16 protein-coding genes are annotated in these 18,943 nt (G+C 43.2%); 1 reads left to right on the forward strand and 15 read right to left on the reverse strand.

Annotated elements, in window-relative coordinates:
• Positions 1–2 precede the first annotated feature (2 nt).
• From ACLTD4_RS02025 to ACLTD4_RS02035, 3 genes are read right to left on the reverse strand one after another with little or no spacing between them, the layout of a single operon-like run.
• Positions 3–1,616 carry an extracellular solute-binding protein gene (locus ACLTD4_RS02025; RefSeq protein ID WP_181988660.1) on the reverse strand — a complete coding sequence of 538 codons (1,614 nt, stop codon included), beginning with the start codon at positions 1,614–1,616 and terminating at the stop codon, positions 3–5.
• A gap of 20 nt (positions 1,617–1,636) precedes the next feature.
• Positions 1,637–2,506, reverse strand: coding sequence for a carbohydrate ABC transporter permease (locus ACLTD4_RS02030; RefSeq protein WP_412331089.1), 870 nt, complete (start codon positions 2,504–2,506; stop codon positions 1,637–1,639).
• An 18-nt stretch (positions 2,507–2,524) separates the two neighbouring features.
• Positions 2,525–3,466, reverse strand: coding sequence for an ABC transporter permease (locus tag ACLTD4_RS02035; protein WP_070102547.1), 942 nt, complete (start codon positions 3,464–3,466; stop codon positions 2,525–2,527).
• Between the two features lie 348 nt (positions 3,467–3,814).
• Here ACLTD4_RS02035 and ACLTD4_RS02040 point away from each other — a divergent pair, with 348 nt between their 5' ends.
• Entirely contained in the window at positions 3,815–6,034 is a 2,220-nt protein-coding gene (locus ACLTD4_RS02040; RefSeq protein WP_181988661.1) for a helix-turn-helix domain-containing protein, read from the forward strand.
• Positions 6,035–6,097: 63 nt separating this feature from the next.
• On the opposite strand, the gene ACLTD4_RS02045 is transcribed toward ACLTD4_RS02040, so the two are convergent.
• The 12 genes from ACLTD4_RS02045 to ACLTD4_RS02100 all read right to left on the reverse strand — a co-directional run bounded on the left by ACLTD4_RS02045 (position 6,098) and on the right by ACLTD4_RS02100 (position 18,933).
• Positions 6,098–6,412, reverse strand: coding sequence for a nucleoside recognition domain-containing protein (locus ACLTD4_RS02045; protein WP_025529847.1), 315 nt, complete (start codon positions 6,410–6,412; stop codon positions 6,098–6,100).
• A 19-nt stretch (positions 6,413–6,431) separates the two neighbouring features.
• Positions 6,432–7,949: a recombinase family protein gene (locus ACLTD4_RS02050; protein ID WP_412331090.1), complete on the reverse strand. Its 1,518-nt coding sequence runs from the start codon at positions 7,947–7,949 to the stop codon at positions 6,432–6,434.
• A complete protein-coding gene (locus ACLTD4_RS02055; RefSeq protein WP_006772940.1) occupies positions 7,946–9,625 on the reverse strand; it encodes a recombinase family protein in 1,680 nt (559 codons plus the stop codon). Before ACLTD4_RS02055 ends, ACLTD4_RS02050 begins: the two co-directional genes overlap by 4 nt.
• A 1-nt stretch (position 9,626) precedes the next feature.
• Positions 9,627–11,264 carry a recombinase family protein gene (locus tag ACLTD4_RS02060; RefSeq protein WP_006772939.1) on the reverse strand — a complete coding sequence of 546 codons (1,638 nt, stop codon included), beginning with the start codon at positions 11,262–11,264 and terminating at the stop codon, positions 9,627–9,629.
• 137 nt (positions 11,265–11,401) lie between these two features.
• Complete coding sequence (locus tag ACLTD4_RS02065) at positions 11,402–11,659, reverse strand: DUF6870 family protein (protein WP_006772938.1); 258 nt, start codon at positions 11,657–11,659, stop codon at positions 11,402–11,404.
• 93 nt (positions 11,660–11,752) lie between these two features.
• Entirely contained in the window at positions 11,753–12,220 is a 468-nt protein-coding gene (locus tag ACLTD4_RS02070; protein WP_006772937.1) for a recombinase family protein, read from the reverse strand.
• A gap of 41 nt (positions 12,221–12,261) precedes the next feature.
• Positions 12,262–14,559, reverse strand: coding sequence for an ATP-dependent DNA helicase (locus tag ACLTD4_RS02075; RefSeq protein ID WP_006772936.1), 2,298 nt, complete (start codon positions 14,557–14,559; stop codon positions 12,262–12,264).
• A 580-nt stretch (positions 14,560–15,139) separates the two neighbouring features.
• A complete protein-coding gene (locus tag ACLTD4_RS02080) occupies positions 15,140–15,517 on the reverse strand; it encodes an RNA polymerase sigma factor (RefSeq protein ID WP_006772933.1) in 378 nt (125 codons plus the stop codon).
• Positions 15,518–15,851: 334 nt separating this feature from the next.
• Positions 15,852–16,556, reverse strand: a complete 705-nt coding sequence (locus ACLTD4_RS02085) for a response regulator transcription factor (protein ID WP_039891402.1) — start codon at positions 16,554–16,556, stop codon at positions 15,852–15,854.
• A gap of 163 nt (positions 16,557–16,719) precedes the next feature.
• Entirely contained in the window at positions 16,720–17,544 is an 825-nt protein-coding gene (locus ACLTD4_RS02090) for a glycerophosphodiester phosphodiesterase family protein (protein ID WP_006772930.1), read from the reverse strand.
• Between the two features lie 5 nt (positions 17,545–17,549).
• Entirely contained in the window at positions 17,550–18,221 is a 672-nt protein-coding gene (locus tag ACLTD4_RS02095; RefSeq protein WP_025529845.1) for a PHP domain-containing protein, read from the reverse strand.
• Positions 18,157–18,933 carry an MBL fold metallo-hydrolase gene (locus tag ACLTD4_RS02100; protein WP_006772928.1) on the reverse strand — a complete coding sequence of 259 codons (777 nt, stop codon included), beginning with the start codon at positions 18,931–18,933 and terminating at the stop codon, positions 18,157–18,159. Before ACLTD4_RS02100 ends, ACLTD4_RS02095 begins: the two co-directional genes overlap by 65 nt.
• Positions 18,934–18,943: the final 10 nt, after the last annotated feature.

Raw genomic sequence — 18,943 nt, forward strand, 5'->3', positions numbered from 1 at the left:
CTCTACTTTAAATTACTGTCATAATAGTCCTGCATCTCGGTAATCACATCGGCGAATGCCGGAACATACGTATTCTCTATGTAGTCCACGAATTCCTCGCGTGTGCTGTTTCCGATGATATATTTTGCGCATGCCTCATCCAGCTTGGACCCCAGTTCCGGATTATCCTTCATGAGTTTGGAATAGGAAGTCAGAACCTGGATCGTCGGAATATATGCCATTTCTACATTGTTCCGATACGTTGTTTCCATATTTATGTAGGCATCCTGATTTTCCGGTGAATCACCTACGGCTACCAGACGCATGCCATCCAGTGCCGTAATAAAGGTAAAGTATTTGGAAACGTACTTCAGGCTGTTCTCATACTGGTCATCCTTATAGTTAATTTTGGCCAGCGTACCATCCTCTGTCGTCGTAAAGCTGTCATAGGTAATTCCCTGAATACCGATATTCATCAGGGTCCGTCCCTCTTCTGAATAACACCAGTCGATAAACTGAAGCACACGGTCTATCTGACTGCAGCTGCTGGAAATGGCATATCCGCCCCAGGTTGACGCGGTCGTCTCATAGTAGCTCTGTGAGTTCTCATCCTTTTTCAAAGGATATATAAATCCAAGCCTGGAATCCGGAAATGCACTTTTCGTCCCCGTATACACATCCGTGCTGAATAGAGAGACTGGTTTGATGTACAGGGAATCGATTCCGGTCTGTCCAAATTTGAACTTATCGGTCTCCGCATAGCCCTGGTTTGTATACCACTCAGGATCCAAAACTCCTTTCTCATACATCCTGCGGAAGAAATCCATCATATCGTAATATCCCGGCTGATCCTGGATTATCGTTACCTTTCCATTCTCATCCGGACAAAACGACTTATGCAGGTTGAAAGCACTGTAAAACACAGAAAGGTTATTATAATTATAATTGTCATTTACATTTGTCATGGAAAAACCGTATGTATTGTCCTGTCCGTCTCCGTCCGGATCCTCAAAGGTAAACGCCGTCGCCACCTTTTCAAACTCCTCTATTGTCTCCGGCATCTCCAATCCCAGCTTATCCAGCCAGTCCTGGCGGATCACCGCTCCATTGAAGTTCTCCGCGTGAGGCCGCGGAAATGCGTACAGTTTCCCGGAAGTGGGGACAACCCCCGCCTTCAGCTGGTCCTCCGTCGTATTGGCCGTGACATTGGGAAGATCAGGCAAATACTCATCGAGCGGAATCAATAGTCCGTCGTCCGCCCATTTATAAAAGGATGAGTCTGTGGTTTCCTGGAGGAAGACAATATCCGGCAGTTCTCCGGAAGCCATGATCACATTCAGCCTGTCCAGATAATTATTAATCGGCGGAACTTCGATCTCCAGCTTAACATTGGCCGCTTTTTCGATGGCATCAATAACAGGATTATTATCCACCTGGAACTGTGCATCCACACTGGTCACGATCCGGATGGTCGCCGGCGCCTCTGCATTTCCGGCCATCTCCGTCTCCTTTTTGCCGCAGGCGGAAACGGATACCGCCAGCACCGCCGCCATCGTTAAAAAGCCCGCCTTCTTCATCCTTCCCTTTAAACTCTTTTTACCATTCATTTTTCTGTTCATTTTTTTATCATTCATCATCTGCTTCTCCTTCTCCATTCTTATTCTTTTACTGCCCCCATTGTGAGCCCGGATACAAAGTAACGCTGCAAAAACGGATACATACAGATAATTGGGATGATGCTCAGCATCACCGTAGCCATCTGTAAGCTGAACGGAAATACCGTCCGTTCATTAGCCGCCATCATTTCCGACATATTTCCTTCCAAAATCATCTCCCGCAGAACCAGCTGCAGGGGCCATACCGACCGTTTCGTCGTATAGATAATCGCCTTGAAAAACTCATTCCAGTTGACCACCGCGTACATCAGAAACATAGTGGCAATCGCTGGTTTGGACAGCGGGAGCACGATGTGAAACAACGTCTGGAAATCATTGGCCCCGTCAATTGTAGCCGCCTCCGTCAGGCTCTCCGAGATACTGCTCAAAAAGTTCTTCATCAGTATGATGGAATAGGCCCCATTTACGGAAGAGAGAATCAGCGCCCACAGCGAGTTAATCAGATGAAGCTTCTGCATGACGAAATACTCCGGTATGATTCCTCCCGAGAAAAACATGGTAAAGATATACAGCAGCATCACGGCTTTCGTTCCCTTTAAATTCTTTTTCGTAAGAGGATACGCCGTCATCACCAAAACCAGTACCTGGAGCACGGACCCCACCAGTACAATAAAGATAGAATTTATAAAGCCCGTAGTCAACAGCGGAAATCCAAGTGCTTCCGCATACGCTTCCATCGTTACATTTCTCGGCATCAGACTGACCGGATTTTTCAGATAATCCGCATACGGCGTGATGGAATATGTAAATGTATACCAGAACGGAAGGATACAGAGGATTGCAAATACCAGCACAAACAGGCAGATTACAAAATCATACATGGAAAAGCCCTTCAGTTTTTTTCTTTTCACCACATGCCATTCCCCCTTTCAATAGATTCCTTTCTGTCCCATCATATTGGCCAGTTTATTGGAACCCACGACCAGAATGAAACCGACAATTGCTTTGAACAGGCCGACAGCGGTGGCATATGCAAATTCCCCCATCACCATGCCCACCCGGTAGGTATACGTCTCAAACACATCGGATACCTGCATGTTAACCGAATTCTGAAACAGAAACATCTGCTCAAATCCATTTTCCATAGCCTTGCCGACCGTAAGGATCAGAAGCACGACGATGGTCGCCGCGATTCCCGGCAGTGTAATATGGAGGATTCTCTGAAAATGTGACGCCCCATCTACCATGGCCGCCTCGTAAAGAGACTGGTCGATGGCCGTCAAAGCAGCCAGATACACGATGGTATTCCAGCCCGTGTCCTTCCATATAGTAGTGATCACGATGAGGGGGCGAAACCATTCACTTTTCCCCAGAAACATGATCGGCTCTATCCCCAGACTTTTGAGCAGTTCATTTACCAGGCCCCCGTTGGTAGACAGCAGGTTTGTGGTTATCGATACCAGAACCACCCAGGATATAAAGTATGGAAGATAGACTGCGGTCTGTGTAATCTTCTTAAATCTCTTATAGCGGATTTCATTCAGCATGATTGCAAGAATGATTGGTACCGGAAAACAAAATACTATTTTTAACAGATTCAATACAATAGAATTTTTTAATACATTATAAAAATCCGGTGAAGCGAACAGCCTTTTAAAATGTGCAAAGTCATTCCAAGGGCTTCCTAATATCCCGTCCCGGAAACTGAAGTCTTTAAACGCCATCAGGATTCCATACATTGGTGCATATTTAAACACCAGTAACAGTACGATTCCCGGCAGCATCAGCAGATACAGATACTTGTTTCTCCAGATATAACTGCATGTGCTTCTGACTCTGTTTTCCGGCCGGGGGCTTGTCATTAACTTCATTGCCCCTTCCTCCTTAACAATACAGATTGTGATTAAAACGAAATGCCTTGTCCATGGCTGGCAATTTCATCTTAAGCCCCTGCCGCTCAAATGTATATAATAAAAAGTGCAATTGACAAAACTATTACCTCCGCCAGGCCGTCTTACACAGCCGGACAATGAATAAAAATGTGATTCACAAATCTATTACTCCGCCAATTTTCCCCGTGAAACCGATGTTTTCTATATTTATATCCATTTTTCATGCCTGTGGGAATGTTTACTTTTATTCCCCCAAATGATATAATTCAGGCACAGAATCACAGAGAAAAGCTACAGTTTTATTCATCAGAAACGGGGGGAGTTTCCATGAAGCATCAGTCTTTTTCGTCCAGAAAATCTGCGCAGAAACAGTTTGTACTTTTGCTGACTCTGACCCTATGCCTTATTCTCATCCTCAATCTGCTGCTTTACAACCACCGGGCTCAGCAGCTCTATACGGAGCAGCTGAAAAAGGATAATTACAATACAGCTCTGCAAATCTCACGGGAATTTGACGCTTCCATGGATCTCATGCGTACGGCCTGCTGGAACATGGTACATAACAACCGGGAATTCATCCGCATTGTGGAGACATATGACAATTCCTTTGAGCACAAAACTGCGCTCATGTCCTACCTCTCCTCCATGCTTCCAGTCAATGAATACTTTGATTCGGTCTATCTCTATCTGCCCAATTATCAGACGGTTTTGTCAACCGCCATGGGCGCTATGCCCTTTGACCGCTTCTTCGATCCCGTTCCCATTAACGATATGCTGTCACAGGACAAACGAACCAGTCTGCGCACACTGTACAGCCGCTCCACCCCCCATGTGCTCGGAGGACAGAATATATCCTCAATCGTCATGAAGGTTCCTTCCTCCGACGGCTACTCTCAGAGCTGTCTCGTGGTCAATATCAACTTCTCCAGAGTTGTCTCGGAGGAGCTGGTACGCAAATACTGTGTATCCGGCAGTGAACAGTTGTCCATGTTCGACAGTCAGGGCACGTGTATCTGGGGAGAGGGAACACTGCCCTCATCCAGTGAGAGTACTGTCCTCCTCGATCAGACGGTCGTGACAAAGCTCATCAGCGAAAATACAGGACTCCTCTATCTCTTTGAAACCCCTGCTCCGTCCGTCCTCTTCGCAGGCCTCGATATCTATTATATACTGTTTGTCGCCACTCTGTTTCTGGCTGCACTTGCCATTATCCTGTATGCATTTCTTCGCCTGTTCCGTCCGCTCCGAAGGATTCTTTCGTCTATTATCTCATCGGAGCCGGCCCAGACTGGAGAATTTGAAGCACTTGACAATTACATTGGGCGTATGAAAATAGAAAATCAGACGATGAGAGTTCATTTAAAAGAAGCACTTCCTATCTACCGGAATCACCTTTTAACGGAAATCATAACGCTTCCGGACTGGTCTCTGGACGAGATGCTGGAAAAGCTGCGCTATCAGGATATCTATTTAAAGCTGGAGAACTATATCGTAATGACGCTGAAACCGGCTGTAAACCAGTATACGGAAGAAGAGAAATGGCAGGTCAAGCTGAAGACACTATCCGTCTTAAGCCAGCTGTTTTCGGAATCGGCCTCCGGCTTCTACGCCGAAACGGAAAAGGATGCAATCAGCATTGCGCTTCACTTACCTGGAGATGAGGAGGAAGAAACGAAAATAGGAGCCGCGGCCGAATTTGCCGAAAATCTCTGCCGTGGAATCCGTCAGCAGACAAATGTTCAGACCAATATCGGCATTGGCCGTTTCGTCACCAAGATTCAGCTGCTCTATAAGAGCTATGCGGACTCGGTCACGGCGCTGAACTTCGTCACCACATTCGACTCTCCCGTAATTAACATCTATCAGATTCAGAAAAATGTAGGAAGCGCCTTTGAATATCCCTATGAAAAAGAACGGCGTTTCACCCATTTTGTCAGTCTCGGGCTGTACGAAGAGAGCCTGGAAGCACTTCACGCTATCTTCGTGGAGCTGAAGCAGTACCGCCATTTGAAAAAACAGGAGATCACCTTCGTCTTTTTTCAGCTTCTCTCCAGTCTCTATGGGGTGATTTATGAAAATAAGCTGGATATCGGAGACTTTCCTATTTCAAAGATGCCCGCTCCATATATGGACGGCATCTATGATCTGGATAAAATTGAAGCAGAAATTACGGACATGGTATGTAAAATCATCAGCTCTGTGGAACGCCTGTCCTGCACCTCTGATGATCCGGAGATCATCGCTTACATCAACGACCATTTCACGGAAAATCTGCAGATGGTCGATCTGACGGAACATTTCAACTACAACCGTTTCTACATCAGCCAGATTATCAAGGAGAGAACCGGTTACAACTTTAATGATTATGTAAACCGTAAGAAAGTGGAATTATCCAAAAAGCTGCTGTCTGAGACCGACCTGTCCATCAAGGACATTGCGGAGCAGACAGGCTTCAGCTACTCCTACTACTTTTCGAAGATCTTTAAAAAATACGAGGATATGACACCGGGAGAATACCGGGAGGCGGAGAAGAAAAGCGGGATTTAACAAATATTCAGGCCGCGTCCCATATTGTCAGACATATGGGACGCGGCCTGGAATTCTGCTCTCCTACAAAAACGCTCTTGCTATAGTCGTGAACAAAAAGCATACAACAATTCCCGTAACCGTAGGAACCAGGAAGGAAGCAACCGTCCACTTCACACTCTGGGTCTCTTTTTTTATTGTAAGACAGGTGGTGGAACAGGGCCAGTGCATCAGGGAGAACAGCATGGTGCTGACAGCCGTGATCCAGGTCCAGCCGTGGCTCACCAGAAGATCTCTTAGTACTGACAGATCGCTGATATCCAGCAGACTTCCCTCTGCCATATAGGCCATGATGATGATCGGCACTACGATCTCATTTGCTTGTGTCAAGACATACATAAAAAAATTATCTTCCTAATTAACGGAAGTTCCAATTTATTTCAATTACATGGTCAGATTGAATCCGTATCTCCTGGATCAGTGCTACCAGCAACTCTCTTGACAGTGTTTCCACGAAGGCATACCGTCCCAAGTCATGTTCCTCCACTTGCGCCAATTGTTCAACGTTTTGTAATTGCCGAAACAATTCTTCTTTCTCCGCTTGAAGTGCTGATATCTGTTCAGCAATTTTCTTCTTTTCCATAATAAACTGTTCGCGGTCAATCAAGCCACCTGCAAATCGTTCAAACTGTATCATCTGATTAGATTTATATTTACCCATTTGTCCATCTATTTTTTCAAGGTTCTGTCTGATCGTTGTTTCCGATCCGCTCTTATCAGATGGCTTATTTTCCTGCATAAGCTGAATTTGATACTTCAAAGCAGAAAGAACCGTCTGCTCTAATTCTTTTCTCTCTATACGAATTTCCGCACACAGCGAATCAGGTTCAAATCTTCCGGTGACGCATCGAAAATACGGATTTTTACAATCAATCCGGTCTAATGCTTTTCCACATATTCCACATTTCAAAAGGACTCTTAATGGTTCCGATGGAGTTACTTTATTCCGATTTCCGCGTCGAACCAGCGCTTCCTGAGCCTGCCCAAATTCTTCTCTTGTGACAATGGCATCCATTGCATTCTCCACTCGAATCCACTCTTTACGGTCATTTAGTTTTATCTTTTTTGTAGAAATATCAATGCGCTGCTTCTTTTTGCTAACCAGAACACCGGTATACCTTTCATCACGAATGATAGCCGCTATCCTGGCCTGCGTCCAGATATTGTGTTCTGTTGCCGTAGGGCATTGAAAATGTTCGTCCATTTTTTTCTGTTTCCGGTAACTCAGCGGGGGTAAAATCCCCTCTTTGTTAAGCAGGACGGCAATCTGAAGCGTCTTAACTCCTGAAGCAGCAAGAGAAAAAATACGTTTGACTATGCCTGCGGCTTCCGGATCTATTTCCAGACCACTTTTAGAATCCTTTGACTTCTGATACCCATAAAATGCAAAACTGCCTGCATAATGGCCGCTCTTCATTTGCTCCTCTTTGACACTGCTGATCTTCTTTGATAAATCCCGGCTGTACATTTCGTAGACCATTGCTTTTAGAGATACATCCAAACCAATGGTACGTCCTGCATTATCATTACTGTCATACCCCTCATTAACTGCAATAAACCGGACGCCGAGGAAGGGGAAAATCTGATCCAGATAGTTTCCTACTTCAATCAGATTCCGGCCGAAACGTGAAAAATCCTTGACAATAATACACTGTACTTCTTTACCGGCCAGTTTCAGAAGCTTTCCAATACCCGGCCGGTCGAAGGTCGTTCCTGACCAACCATCATCCTGAAATTCCAAAACATTCCAATCTTTGAATTCCTGTTTGCTCCGGATATAATGGTATAGAAGATCACGCTGGTTTTGAATTGTGGCGCTTTCGCCCAGATTTTCGTCCTCATTTGACGCCCTGGTATATAAAGCCAATGTATTCATACCTGCACCCCCTCTGTATAGCTTATGAGGGTTTGATACTCGTCTTTAAAATTCCATGTAATATGAACGTCATTCCGTCCCTCTATTGTGATATGATGAATCAATTCCAAAACCATAGCCCGGGAAAGCTGCTTTACTCCATCATATTTGCGGCAAGCCTTTATCCATTCGTTTTCAGGAGAGAGCGTCTTTGCATAAACCACCTGCTCAGCAAGAAGCTGTTCCTGTCTTGATAGTAATTCCGCCGCCTGTACATCGTATCGCTGTTTCATATACAAATATTCTTCATCACTGACCACATTATCATTATAACTTTCAAACAGGGCAGCACGTCTTGCCATATTTTTAGAAATCGCTGTTTGAATCTCAGCCAGGGAACTTTCCAGTTTCCGCTTTGTCTTTTGGTATTCCGGCTGTGCCTTCAACCTTCTCAAAAGATTTTCCTGCTCAATTGTAGCCGCAATTTGAATACGGATACTTTTAAGAATAATGTCAAACAGCTCCTGTTCACCAATACTTTTCAAAGTGCAGCCGCTCATACCTTTGCTGGCTTTACGAATACGACAGCAATATGTATAGCGAATATGTCCTTTGCGGGAGCAATTTTTATACCGCCCCATAGTCCGGCCACAATCTTTGCAGTATACCATACCAACTAATAGATTCTCTGTTTTCGGAAGCTGCCTTTTTTCTGTATTCTTCGTCTTCGCTTCACTGTTTATTCTTTGTACACGATTCCAGGTATCCTCGTCAACAATGGGTGTATGCGTATTGCGTACAATAATCCAATCCTGTCGTTCCATTTCTTTGCGCGGAATCCCTTCACACAAGGAACGTATTTGCTTTCCCTGTGCCATATGTCCCGCGTAAACCATATTATTTGTAATATTTTTGACCGTTTGTGCCACCCACCGCGTTCCTACTGTACGGGGCGAATCTTTTTTAAATTCCCCTCTCAAAAAGCGAACCATTGTAGGACACAGGATTTTCTGCTCATTCAGCCTTTTGGCAATTTCGTCATATCCCAGTCCTTCCAGACGCCATGTGAAGATATCTCGCACGATAGGGGCGGTTTCTGGATCTATGATAAGATGGTTTTTATCCTCCGGGCTTTTTAGATAGCCATAGGGCGTCCATGAACCAATAAATTCTCCCTTTTCCTGTTTACGTCTAAGCGCAGTGCCGGACTTTTTAGAAATATCCTTAGCAAATAAAGAGTTTACAATATTCTTCAGTGAGACGACCATTTCATCACCGTCTGCACACTTCAAGGTGTCATAGCAGTCATTGACTGCCACGAATCGAACCCCAAGAAACGGAAAAATCTTTTCCAGATAATATCCTGTTTCTACATAGTTGCGTCCAAAACGCGACAAGTCCTTCACCACGATACAATCAATCTCGCGGCGGCGGACAGCTTCCATCATACGTTCAAAATCCGGGCGGTCGAAGTCCGTACCGGTCGCTCCATTATCACAGAATATACCAACTAATTTCATGTCCTGCTGTGTTTTTACATATTGTTCTAAAAGGCATTGCTGCATTTGAATAGAATCACTGGTGTGATATCCATTATCCTCTTTAGAGAGCCTCACATATAGACCGACACAGTAAACCCGCTCAACCAGTACCGGAGCAGCAGGCGATACCGTCTGTTTTCTGCTCACTCTCGCCATATCAGACCACCTCCTTTACACCAGAGGCCTGAATCATGGCAAGCGCACGCTCATAGTCGGCCTGATAACGAAATTCGATTTGCAGGCGGTAGTCCTCGTATACGAGAATTCGTTCAATCAGGGTAACGACCATACGGCGATCCAGTGTATCAATGTTCTGATATGCCCTGAAATGTTCAATCCACTGGGAATTTACAGACTGATTTTGCAGAATGCTTTCAAGCTCATCTTTTACTTTCACTTCTTCGCTCCGGGCTTCCTGCATTTTTTTATCATATACAGCCTTTAACTCCAGATATTCCGACTTATCAATCAGACCGTCTGCCAGAGCTTCATAAAGGGTAGCTTTTAATTTCTCATACCTTTTTATTTCTTCCTGTTTACTGACAAGACGGGCATCTGCTTTCTGCACCTCTGCCCTCTGTAAGGGCAATCCAGCCAAAAATTCCAGTGTCTTTTCTATCTCAAGGACAGTTGAAATATGTTCCTTTAAGGACATGAGCACCGAATCTGCAACTGCTTGCTCCGGGATTCGATGGCTGCTGCATCCTTTTTTTGCACGATTGGTACAGCACATATAGTAGCTGTAAGTTTTGCCAGCCTTGCAAACACCATTTTTAACCATGTTTTGACCACAATCACCACAGAAGATCAGACCTGAAAAAAGAGAGACAGTATTCTGATCTGGCGCAACACGGGTGTCCTGCAATAGGAGCCGCCCTACAGCAGAAAATTCTTCTATTGTCACAATAGGCTCATGATTGTTTTCGATCCTTACCCACTCGTTATTCGGCTTTTCGATTGTCTTTTTTACCTTATGATTGGGTGTTGTACGTTTCCCCTGTACTAATGTACCGATATAAAATTCATTGCGCAGAATTCGGCCAACGGCTACTGCTGTCCATTTTGCCTTCGTACTGACCTGGAAGCCGGTACGGTATGCCATACCGCAATTTTTTTTATACTCCATCGGGGAGAGGATGCCAAGCTCATTCAATCGATCCGCAATACGCTGCTGGCTTAGGCCGTCAATCTTCCATTTGAAAATATCCCGCACCACATTGGCTGCAAATTCGTCTACAATGAGTTTATGCCGATTGTCAGGATCTTTTAGATAGCCATACACGGCAAAAGAGCCAACGAAATCTCCTTTTTTTCTTTTGACTTCAAGCTGGCTTCTGACCTTGATAGAAATGTCGCGGCAAAAGGCGTCATTAACCAGATTTAAAAAGGGCAGTAAAACATTATCCGACTGGCTGCGGCCTTTAGCGCTGTCAAAGTTATCATTGATAGCAATAAAGCGAACGCCGTACTCTGGGAAAATCTGATCGATATAACGCCCTGCTTCAACAAAATTTCTTCCAAAACGGGATAAATCTTTGACAATAATACAGTTGATTTTTCCACTCTTTACATCTTCCATCATCTTTTGAAAAGAGGGCCGGTCAAATGTCGCACCGGAATATCCATCGTCAATCTGTTCGTCGACAAGCTGTATGTCCGGTTTATCTGCAAGAAAATGCCTGATCAAATCCCGTTGGTTTGCTATGCTGTCGCTTTCCACTTTATCGCCATCTTCTTTAGATAGGCGCAGGTATGCGTCCGCACGATATATTCTATTATCTGTTAAATTTTTCATAGTGAACCTCCGATTGTAAAAAATCCTCAGCCAAACTTTTCACAATGGGACTTCACCGGTATGCTTATTGGTTTAGAATATACCATTATAAAGCAATGGAGTCAAGCCCGTTTGCTTACAGCTGATCGTCTTGCTTTTCATAGTGTTTTCAGATAGTGTTCCAGCCTATCCTCCAGAGTTACCTCTGTATCGGTAAAGCCTACTTTCACCACAGCCTTCCCACAACGATAGCAATAGGGATTTTTGATTTGACGGATAAAATCCGCCATTCTTTCTTCTCGTGGCAGTTTTCGATTAATATGTACATCGTTTATATCCGCCAGTGATTCTCTGTCAACTGTCCTAATATCAACATTTTTCATTTCTTCCATGTCCATGGCTATAACTGGTTCCATATCCGCACCTCCTTTATTTCAGGATATGTTTTACCAACTTGTCTGAATGTCTGTAATTTATGTAAAAAGCGCTTTTAGCTTCGTTAATAGTATTCACCGTCCAAGTTCTTCGCTGCCATCATTCAGATCAAGCTCATAATCCTCTTCATACTTAGCCTCGTATTCTGGTCCAACACTTCTCATACATTCAGACATTGCCATTACGATATCTTTGAAAGGGCTATCGGCTGATAAATCCGTTCCGTTGACACACTCCACATTCATGGGTATCTGAGCTATATATTTTAATGAACCTAGCAATTCAACTGTTTTTCGTGACAAACGGCTTGCGGCATTGATTAGCAGGGTATCAGCAGCATATTCTTTTGCAGCCCTTTCGATCTCAGCCATATCAGGGCTGTCCGGTTCCAGACTGGAACCGTGTCCCACTGTATAGCCTGAAAGAGTGTACCCACAGGATTCAGCATATTGTTTCAATTGTTCCACCTGATTTTCAATGTCTGTCTGATCGGCTCCACCGCACCGGCAATAGCCCCAGACTCTTTTTTCTATCTGATCCATTTTATTTCTCCGGACTTTTTGCTTTGGAAATATAAAATACCTTAAAGCAAAAAGTATTCTCCAGTTTTTTTCTCTGCAATAAAACGTCTTATTTCTTCAATTCGACCAGTGACCGGCATGTCCGGCAACGCCTTCAACACATCATCACGGTATCTTCCATGTATACCAACTCTGCTGTCCAGAATCGAAAAAACCGCCGTATCCGTTTCTCTCCGAATACCACGGCCAAACCACTGTCTCAGTTTAATAATCATCCCCGGAGTGATGATTTCCTTCACATATTGCGAAAAATCATCATACTTTGTCCGCTCATATTCCAGAATCGGACTTGGCACAGGAAAAGGAAGTTTCACTATTATTACACTGGACAAAATATCTCCCGGTAAATCAATTCCTTCTCCAGCGCTGTCGCTGGCAAAAAGAACGCCATTTCCGCTTCTCCTGAATTTTTCAATCATATCCATTCTCCCTCGTTTCATGATAAAGAGCGGGAATGATTGGATTTCCTGCTTTACTTCATAAAAAATACGTTCCATCAGCCAGTATGATGAAAACAATATCAATGTATGTCCAAAAGTTGCGCAGATTAAATGAATAATCTCTCTGGATATGGCCTCAATATATTTCTCATCATGAATATCCGGGAAAGGCAGCTCCTCTGGTATATAAAGAATTGCATTCTGTGAATAGTTGAATGGGGATAACTTGGAAACCTCCATAACCCGTCTGTTTTGTGGCTGCAGCAAGTCAATTCCCGTCATACGCTTAAAATGATCGAAATTGCCTCCAACCGATATCGTGCCCGAAGTAATAATGCTGTGCACCCCCGTATGCCACAAATCATGATATAAAATGCGTTCCAATTCTCTTGGCAGCGAACAAAATTCCAGGCCCCCGCTGTCCGACTTCTCGATCCAACTGATATTCTGCTTTGCACTTAAAAATACATTGAGCCTGTCCTCTATCGACTGTGCTGTATTCCGGATCGTTTTCACACGGCCACAGGAATCCATTTTCACTGTTACAAATATACGGCCCAATTTTTCCAACATGCCAATCAGATCTCGAATCCATAATCGTGTACTCCTGTCTTCTTCGATGGTCCTGCTGATATTTTCCATTTGATTGGACTGTATGAAAGCTCCGCCAGTCTTTTGAAACAGCCGGGTATTTTTTTCTGACAAACCAGTACAAAGCTCCATCATTTGTCGCTGTGAACTCTTGTCTACAAAACGCTCTGGTGAAATTAAATGAATTAGCTTAGGGATCTCATTCTCTGATAACCGGGTACAGTAAATCTGCCTGGCTGCATCGATCAATTTATGAGCTTCATCAAATACCGCTATATTATAATAGGGAAGTAACTTTTTCTTCCCTTCCCTGCGATTAACAACATCCGCTAATATGTAATTGTGATTTGATATCTGAAAGTCATAACTCTCAGACAGCCAACGCCGACTGAAAGACGCGAACCTGCAATAGGAAGAATGCGGACAAAATTCGGAACACTGAGATACATTGATTCTTTCTTTTACATAGGGTGTTAATGGAAAACCATCCAGATCCAAATAATGTTCCTGTTCTCTCCACAGTTCCCCCAATTGTGCCAAAAGTCCCTGATCTTCCGGACGATTCTGATTTCGAATAGAGCTTTCGTAAGTCTTTAGCCTGGAATCACATACGAAATGAGATTTTCCTTTTCGTACCACAAAAGATAACGGCTTATCAATGATTCGATGCTCCAGCAATATTCGTGAAATCTGGGGAATATACTCTTTTGTAATGGCCTCCTGCAAAGCAATTGTTGACGTTGATATCATTGTCGGAGTTTTACTTTGTGAAAATAGATTATGGATGGTGACCGCCAGAATGTAGGCGTGAGTTTTTCCCGTCCCGACCTCTGCTTCACAAAGTGCAAGCTTATTTTCCTGTAAGGCTCTCAACATTGATAAGGCAAGTTCCTTCTGGCTTTTTCGCTTCGCCATGCCATACTGTGGCAGTATTACATCGAATATATAGGAAAGCAGATGCTGCGCCCTTTTATTCTCATCTAACTCCAGCTCCATATTCTCGTCCAATTCATTAATTTCCAGCTCTGATAAACGCTTGGCTACGATTTTATAACTTTCCTGTGGAAAAGGTGTTTTTCTGGCGCACAGATACCGGGTACGATAATCAAACAGATTTATGGCCCGATAGGTTGTTCTTATTTCTCCTGCATTTTCCAAAAGGGCGCACTGGCCCGCAACCATTACCACGTCTTCATTTTCTCTTAATATCCCTGCTTCATATAAATGATTCCTTATGTCAGCTGGGTAAATCATAATTTTATCCTGCATACTTTTCCGCCTCCTATTATCTCCATGTCAGAGCAGCACAGGCATAGGCTGGAAGGGAGTTTCAGTGAATTTTCTTGACAAATAGGATCCGATCCAGCCCATGGTATCTGCTGCTCTAAAAAATATGCAACAGGCATTCCGCTGGCTGTTATCGAATCAATCTCGATAGCGGACATCATAGACGCCGCCCCGCATTCTTTCTCAAATACGGGTGTGCAGTCTCTCCCGATCGGTTATTGGGAGCCTGAATGGAAGTATCATTATTAAGCCTTGGAGGTCATCGCAGATTCTACCCCGCCACAGGGTATAACAGCCACGAACAGGGATCGCTTGGGATTATGTCCCGCATGGCGCTGTTCTGGCTACGTGCTTTCGGTTATACCGCTCCTTTGGCATTGTACCTGTTACACAAATATTTGATTGTCAATGTACAGGTGAGATATGCTCTCACCTATAGGAGATGGGAAAAGGAAAAATATCGGGTTTGAGAAATCTTTTTGAATTTTTCTTTTGAATACTATAAAGGGTATGGGCAGTACCATTTTGCACTGCCCATAAACCATTGATCTTGTTTTAAGCCTTATTGTTTTAAATGGACGGCTAATCGCTTCAGACCATTTGATAAACGCTCTGATACACTGCTCTGGGAACAGCCCAATTCTCTGGCGGTCTCCTCCTGGGTGTATCCTTCCCAAAAGATCAGTTCAATGACTTCTTTTTGTTTAGTCGTGAGTAATTTTAGTGCAGCTGCTAGCCTCTCATCTCGAACTTGCTCTGTAAAATCTTCATCTTTTCCAGCATAAGATTCCTGTTCCTGGTATCTGGTCATGCTTTCCTGATAGACGAGCTCCTCACTCATCGCATCCAGAGAAGAAAAGTGATATCGCTGTTTTCTGTCTGAATTTGCTATAATCCTGTCTTCCTGTTCCAGGATTTCGATCCAATTAATTGATTCCAATTTGTTCCTCCTGATTTTGAAGTGTGAATTTCAAAATCAGGAAGGCGGCCCGCGAATCCGAAACAACCATTTACTAAAACAAAAAAGCGCAAAATTTGTCGAAAAAAAGAAGCCGTAACCCTGGCTGCGATATGCCAGGATTATGGCTTCTTTTAAACTATTATGTAATTGATTTCGCTTTTTCTCTTTCGTCAATCAGCTGCAACTCCCTTTACAGGAACCGGCCATTGTCTGGCGTCATAATATTCATGACAGGTCCCGGCAATGCTTTTGTATTTGCAGCTGATTATAAAAATTCAAAATAACATTTTCTTAGATGTAACTTAGCAATAACTTAACATTTTTTCGATTCTAATTTAAAACGATAGCCTCCTCCCCTTATGGTTTCAATAAATATTGGATCTGATTTATCCGGCTCCAACTTTTTCCGCAGGCGCATAATCAGTGTCTCTACACTATTGCTTCCCACACCTATATCTTCCTTCCATAGATGATAGTAGATCTGTTCCTTGTTAATCACCTGCCCTTGATTGGAAGCTAAATAATATAAAAGTTGAAACTCTTTTACTGTCAATTGAATTGACCTACCATTTTTCCAGACCGCCATTTTTTCTAAGTCCATGGTCAGACCATTTCGGAAAATGACATGATGATTTTGTCCGCCAATATTCAATTCTGTATATCTGCGGATCAATGCATTTGCCACTGATAAACATTCTTCCAAACGAAAGGGTGCTGCTATCCAGGCATCAGCTCCTAAATCAAGGCAGATGGTCTTATTTGTGATAGAATTTATCAACGAATAAACCAAAATCGGAACAGACTTCACCTCTCGCAGGTACTTTAACATTTCCAACAACCGATTATTTCTGCAATCAATTTCGATTATAACTAGGCAGTACTCTCGTTCCAGATATCTTTTAAAGCCATCTTTTATATCAACAGCATAGTATACATTCGTATACGAATCTTGAAGATTGTACTTAATTAATTTACAGATTAATTTATCATTGACAATTATTAGTATCTGCTTCATCATAACGGTAAACTCCTCCACTTGTTCCATTAAATAAAATTGGGGTAATAAATTCTTTTATATCAAAATGTCTGACTCCCCAACAGAAAAGTTAAAGCATGATCCGTTTATCAAAAAAGTCCGATCCGAATACCTTCCAGATATTTCTGATCGAACTTTTTAACAATCAATTTAATTTTTTAGTTTTAAGATATTCTCTCATCATTCCAGTCCAGTCTGTCTGGATAATATCAAAGCCTTTATCCATCAGCCATCCCCAGCCTTCTTCCGGATTACCTGTAACCGATATATCATCACTATGTCCAGCACTCAAAGGGACCTTGGATGAATACAGGATTCCATTGGCCCACAGCAATTTCCCCTTTTTCTTCATACAATCAATAAACTCATCACTGGCAATCTGCGCCTGTTCCGATGTAAAAGTACACTCCGCTCCAACAAACCGGAGGTTTCTGCCCTCCAGAATCTCAGTACAGTGATCTTCCTCTGATAAAATCGGCATATACATGTAATCCGGCGCCACTTCTTCCAGCATCCGAAAATACTTTTCCTCCGGATGACTTTTTAAAATAACCTGATCCCTCATCTGATGACGTTCCACACATTCCCTTACCAGTTTCCAATCCTCCCAGCAGCGGTCTAAATTAATCAGGCATCTTCCTTTCAATGCTTCCAAAACATCGTCCAGTTTATTGATGCACTGTTCTGTCTCAAAAAAATCTCCGTTCACATAATGGAGTTTTTCTACTTCTGTTGAGGACAGTGCCGTCACATCAATATCGCGGTTTAACTGCATCCGTTCCTTACCTGTATGGAAAATATACAATTGGGAATCCGTTGTCTTAAATACATCCATTTCCAGGATATCCGCCCCCTGTATGAGAGCTGCTTCAAACGCTTCAATTGTATTGCACGCAATATTACCACCTGCCACACCGCGGTGAGCGGCTATCAAAACGCCCTTCTCCTTTACTTTTTCAAATAAATCCATTTCTCTTACCTCCTTATGAGTCCGGTTATTTCCCGCCCTCTCAATTTGCGAAGAAGGTCTTCATATCCGTCTACCGGCTCTTCAAACGCGATGCCTCCCTTGGCCAGGTCTTCTGTCATATGAAAATCGGATCCGGACAACGCAATTAAACCGTATTTCTCAGCAGCCTCTTCTGCCGCACCCGCATCATAGGGCCATTGATGATTCCCGTTATACACTTCGATTCCCTCAATACACGCAGGGTCAGCCAAAACGTTTACCCCCGTTCTCATTGGATGCGCCTGTATTACCAAAGCTCCAGCTTTCTTAAAAATTTCTGACGCCTCTTCTATGGATAACCGGAACAATTCTTCTCTCTCATATAAGAACTGTTCTGTCAGGCCAAAAATCAGAAAATCGTTAATATGCTCGACAGATCGGAACTCAATACCGAGAAAAATATCCATTCCGATTTTCGCTCCTTCCGCTTTCGCCTGGCGGTATCCTTCCAGATAATGATCCACCTTCTCCTTCCACGTCTCATTCGGAAAATGATCAAAAAATTCCCTGTTATAGTGGTCAGTGATAATTAATCCCTGATATCCTTTTTCTTTGTATAAATGTACCACATCTCTAGCAGCCACTCTCGCACAATAGCTGCTTTCTTTCGTATGAATGTGTATATCCATCTGATACATATGACATTCTTCCTTCTTTCTTTGATAATTCTACCACATTAAATCCGAGTGCCTTAATCTTGTCAGAAAAATCATTGGAAAAGTGCATACAGTATACGCGTTTCCTATATTCCACTGGCACCATATCAGCCAAAAGTTCAACGGGACAGTGGGATAAGTGCGGAGTCCAGAATTCCGTTGTATCCTGATAGACAGCTTCAATCCGGCCTTCCAGCAAACGTTTCAATATCGCTGGAGGAACCTCACATGCATCGCCGCTGTAATAGACCGTCCTGCCATATGTGGTAATCAAGTAGCCATAACATTTTAAGTCTTCTACATGTTTTACAGAAAATGCTTTTACTTCAAATCCGGTGAGTTTTAACAAATCCGGTTTCTGGAATATATAAGCCTCTCTTGCAATTCCCATATGATCCAGTAAAGTGATAAGCGAGCGATTCGGATGAATGACCGTCACCTTCTTCTGTTTTACATAATAGCAATAAGAGATCAGGGACGGAAGACTTCCCACATGATCTGCATGGGTATGTGTAATCAATACATAAATCTCTTCATACTGTTCAAAAATCCCAAGTTCAAAAAGGCGTGCATATACACTCTCTCCACAGTCTAAAAGTACAAATCGTTTTCCATCTTCAATGTAAGCACTGGTATTACCCAGTTGCGGATTAAAAGCAGAGCCACAACCTATAAATTCAAGAATAACAATCACCTCATCTCCA

Source organism: Hungatella sp., from assembly GCF_046966825.1.

Bases quoted from the DNA above. Each gene is read 5' to 3' on its own strand.
- ACLTD4_RS02025 (WP_181988660.1), bottom strand. From the start codon at position 1,616: ATGATGAATGATAAAAAAATGAACAGAAAAATGAATGGTAAAAAGAGT.
- ACLTD4_RS02035 (WP_070102547.1), bottom strand. From the start codon at position 3,466: ATGAAGTTAATGACAAGCCCCCGGCCGGAAAACAGAGTCAGAAGCACA.
- ACLTD4_RS02040 (WP_181988661.1), top strand. From the start codon at position 3,815: ATGAAGCATCAGTCTTTTTCGTCCAGAAAATCTGCGCAGAAACAGTTT.
- ACLTD4_RS02045 (WP_025529847.1), bottom strand. From the start codon at position 6,412: ATGTATGTCTTGACACAAGCAAATGAGATCGTAGTGCCGATCATCATC.
- ACLTD4_RS02050 (WP_412331090.1), bottom strand. From the start codon at position 7,949: ATGAATACATTGGCTTTATATACCAGGGCGTCAAATGAGGACGAAAAT.
- ACLTD4_RS02055 (WP_006772940.1), bottom strand. From the start codon at position 9,625: ATGGCGAGAGTGAGCAGAAAACAGACGGTATCGCCTGCTGCTCCGGTA.
- ACLTD4_RS02060 (WP_006772939.1), bottom strand. From the start codon at position 11,264: ATGAAAAATTTAACAGATAATAGAATATATCGTGCGGACGCATACCTG.
- ACLTD4_RS02065 (WP_006772938.1), bottom strand. From the start codon at position 11,659: ATGGAACCAGTTATAGCCATGGACATGGAAGAAATGAAAAATGTTGAT.
- ACLTD4_RS02070 (WP_006772937.1), bottom strand. From the start codon at position 12,220: ATGGATCAGATAGAAAAAAGAGTCTGGGGCTATTGCCGGTGCGGTGGA.
- ACLTD4_RS02075 (WP_006772936.1), bottom strand. From the start codon at position 14,559: ATGCAGGATAAAATTATGATTTACCCAGCTGACATAAGGAATCATTTA.
- ACLTD4_RS02085 (WP_039891402.1), bottom strand. From the start codon at position 16,556: ATGATGAAGCAGATACTAATAATTGTCAATGATAAATTAATCTGTAAA.
- ACLTD4_RS02090 (WP_006772930.1), bottom strand. From the start codon at position 17,544: ATGGATTTATTTGAAAAAGTAAAGGAGAAGGGCGTTTTGATAGCCGCT.
- ACLTD4_RS02095 (WP_025529845.1), bottom strand. From the start codon at position 18,221: ATGTATCAGATGGATATACACATTCATACGAAAGAAAGCAGCTATTGT.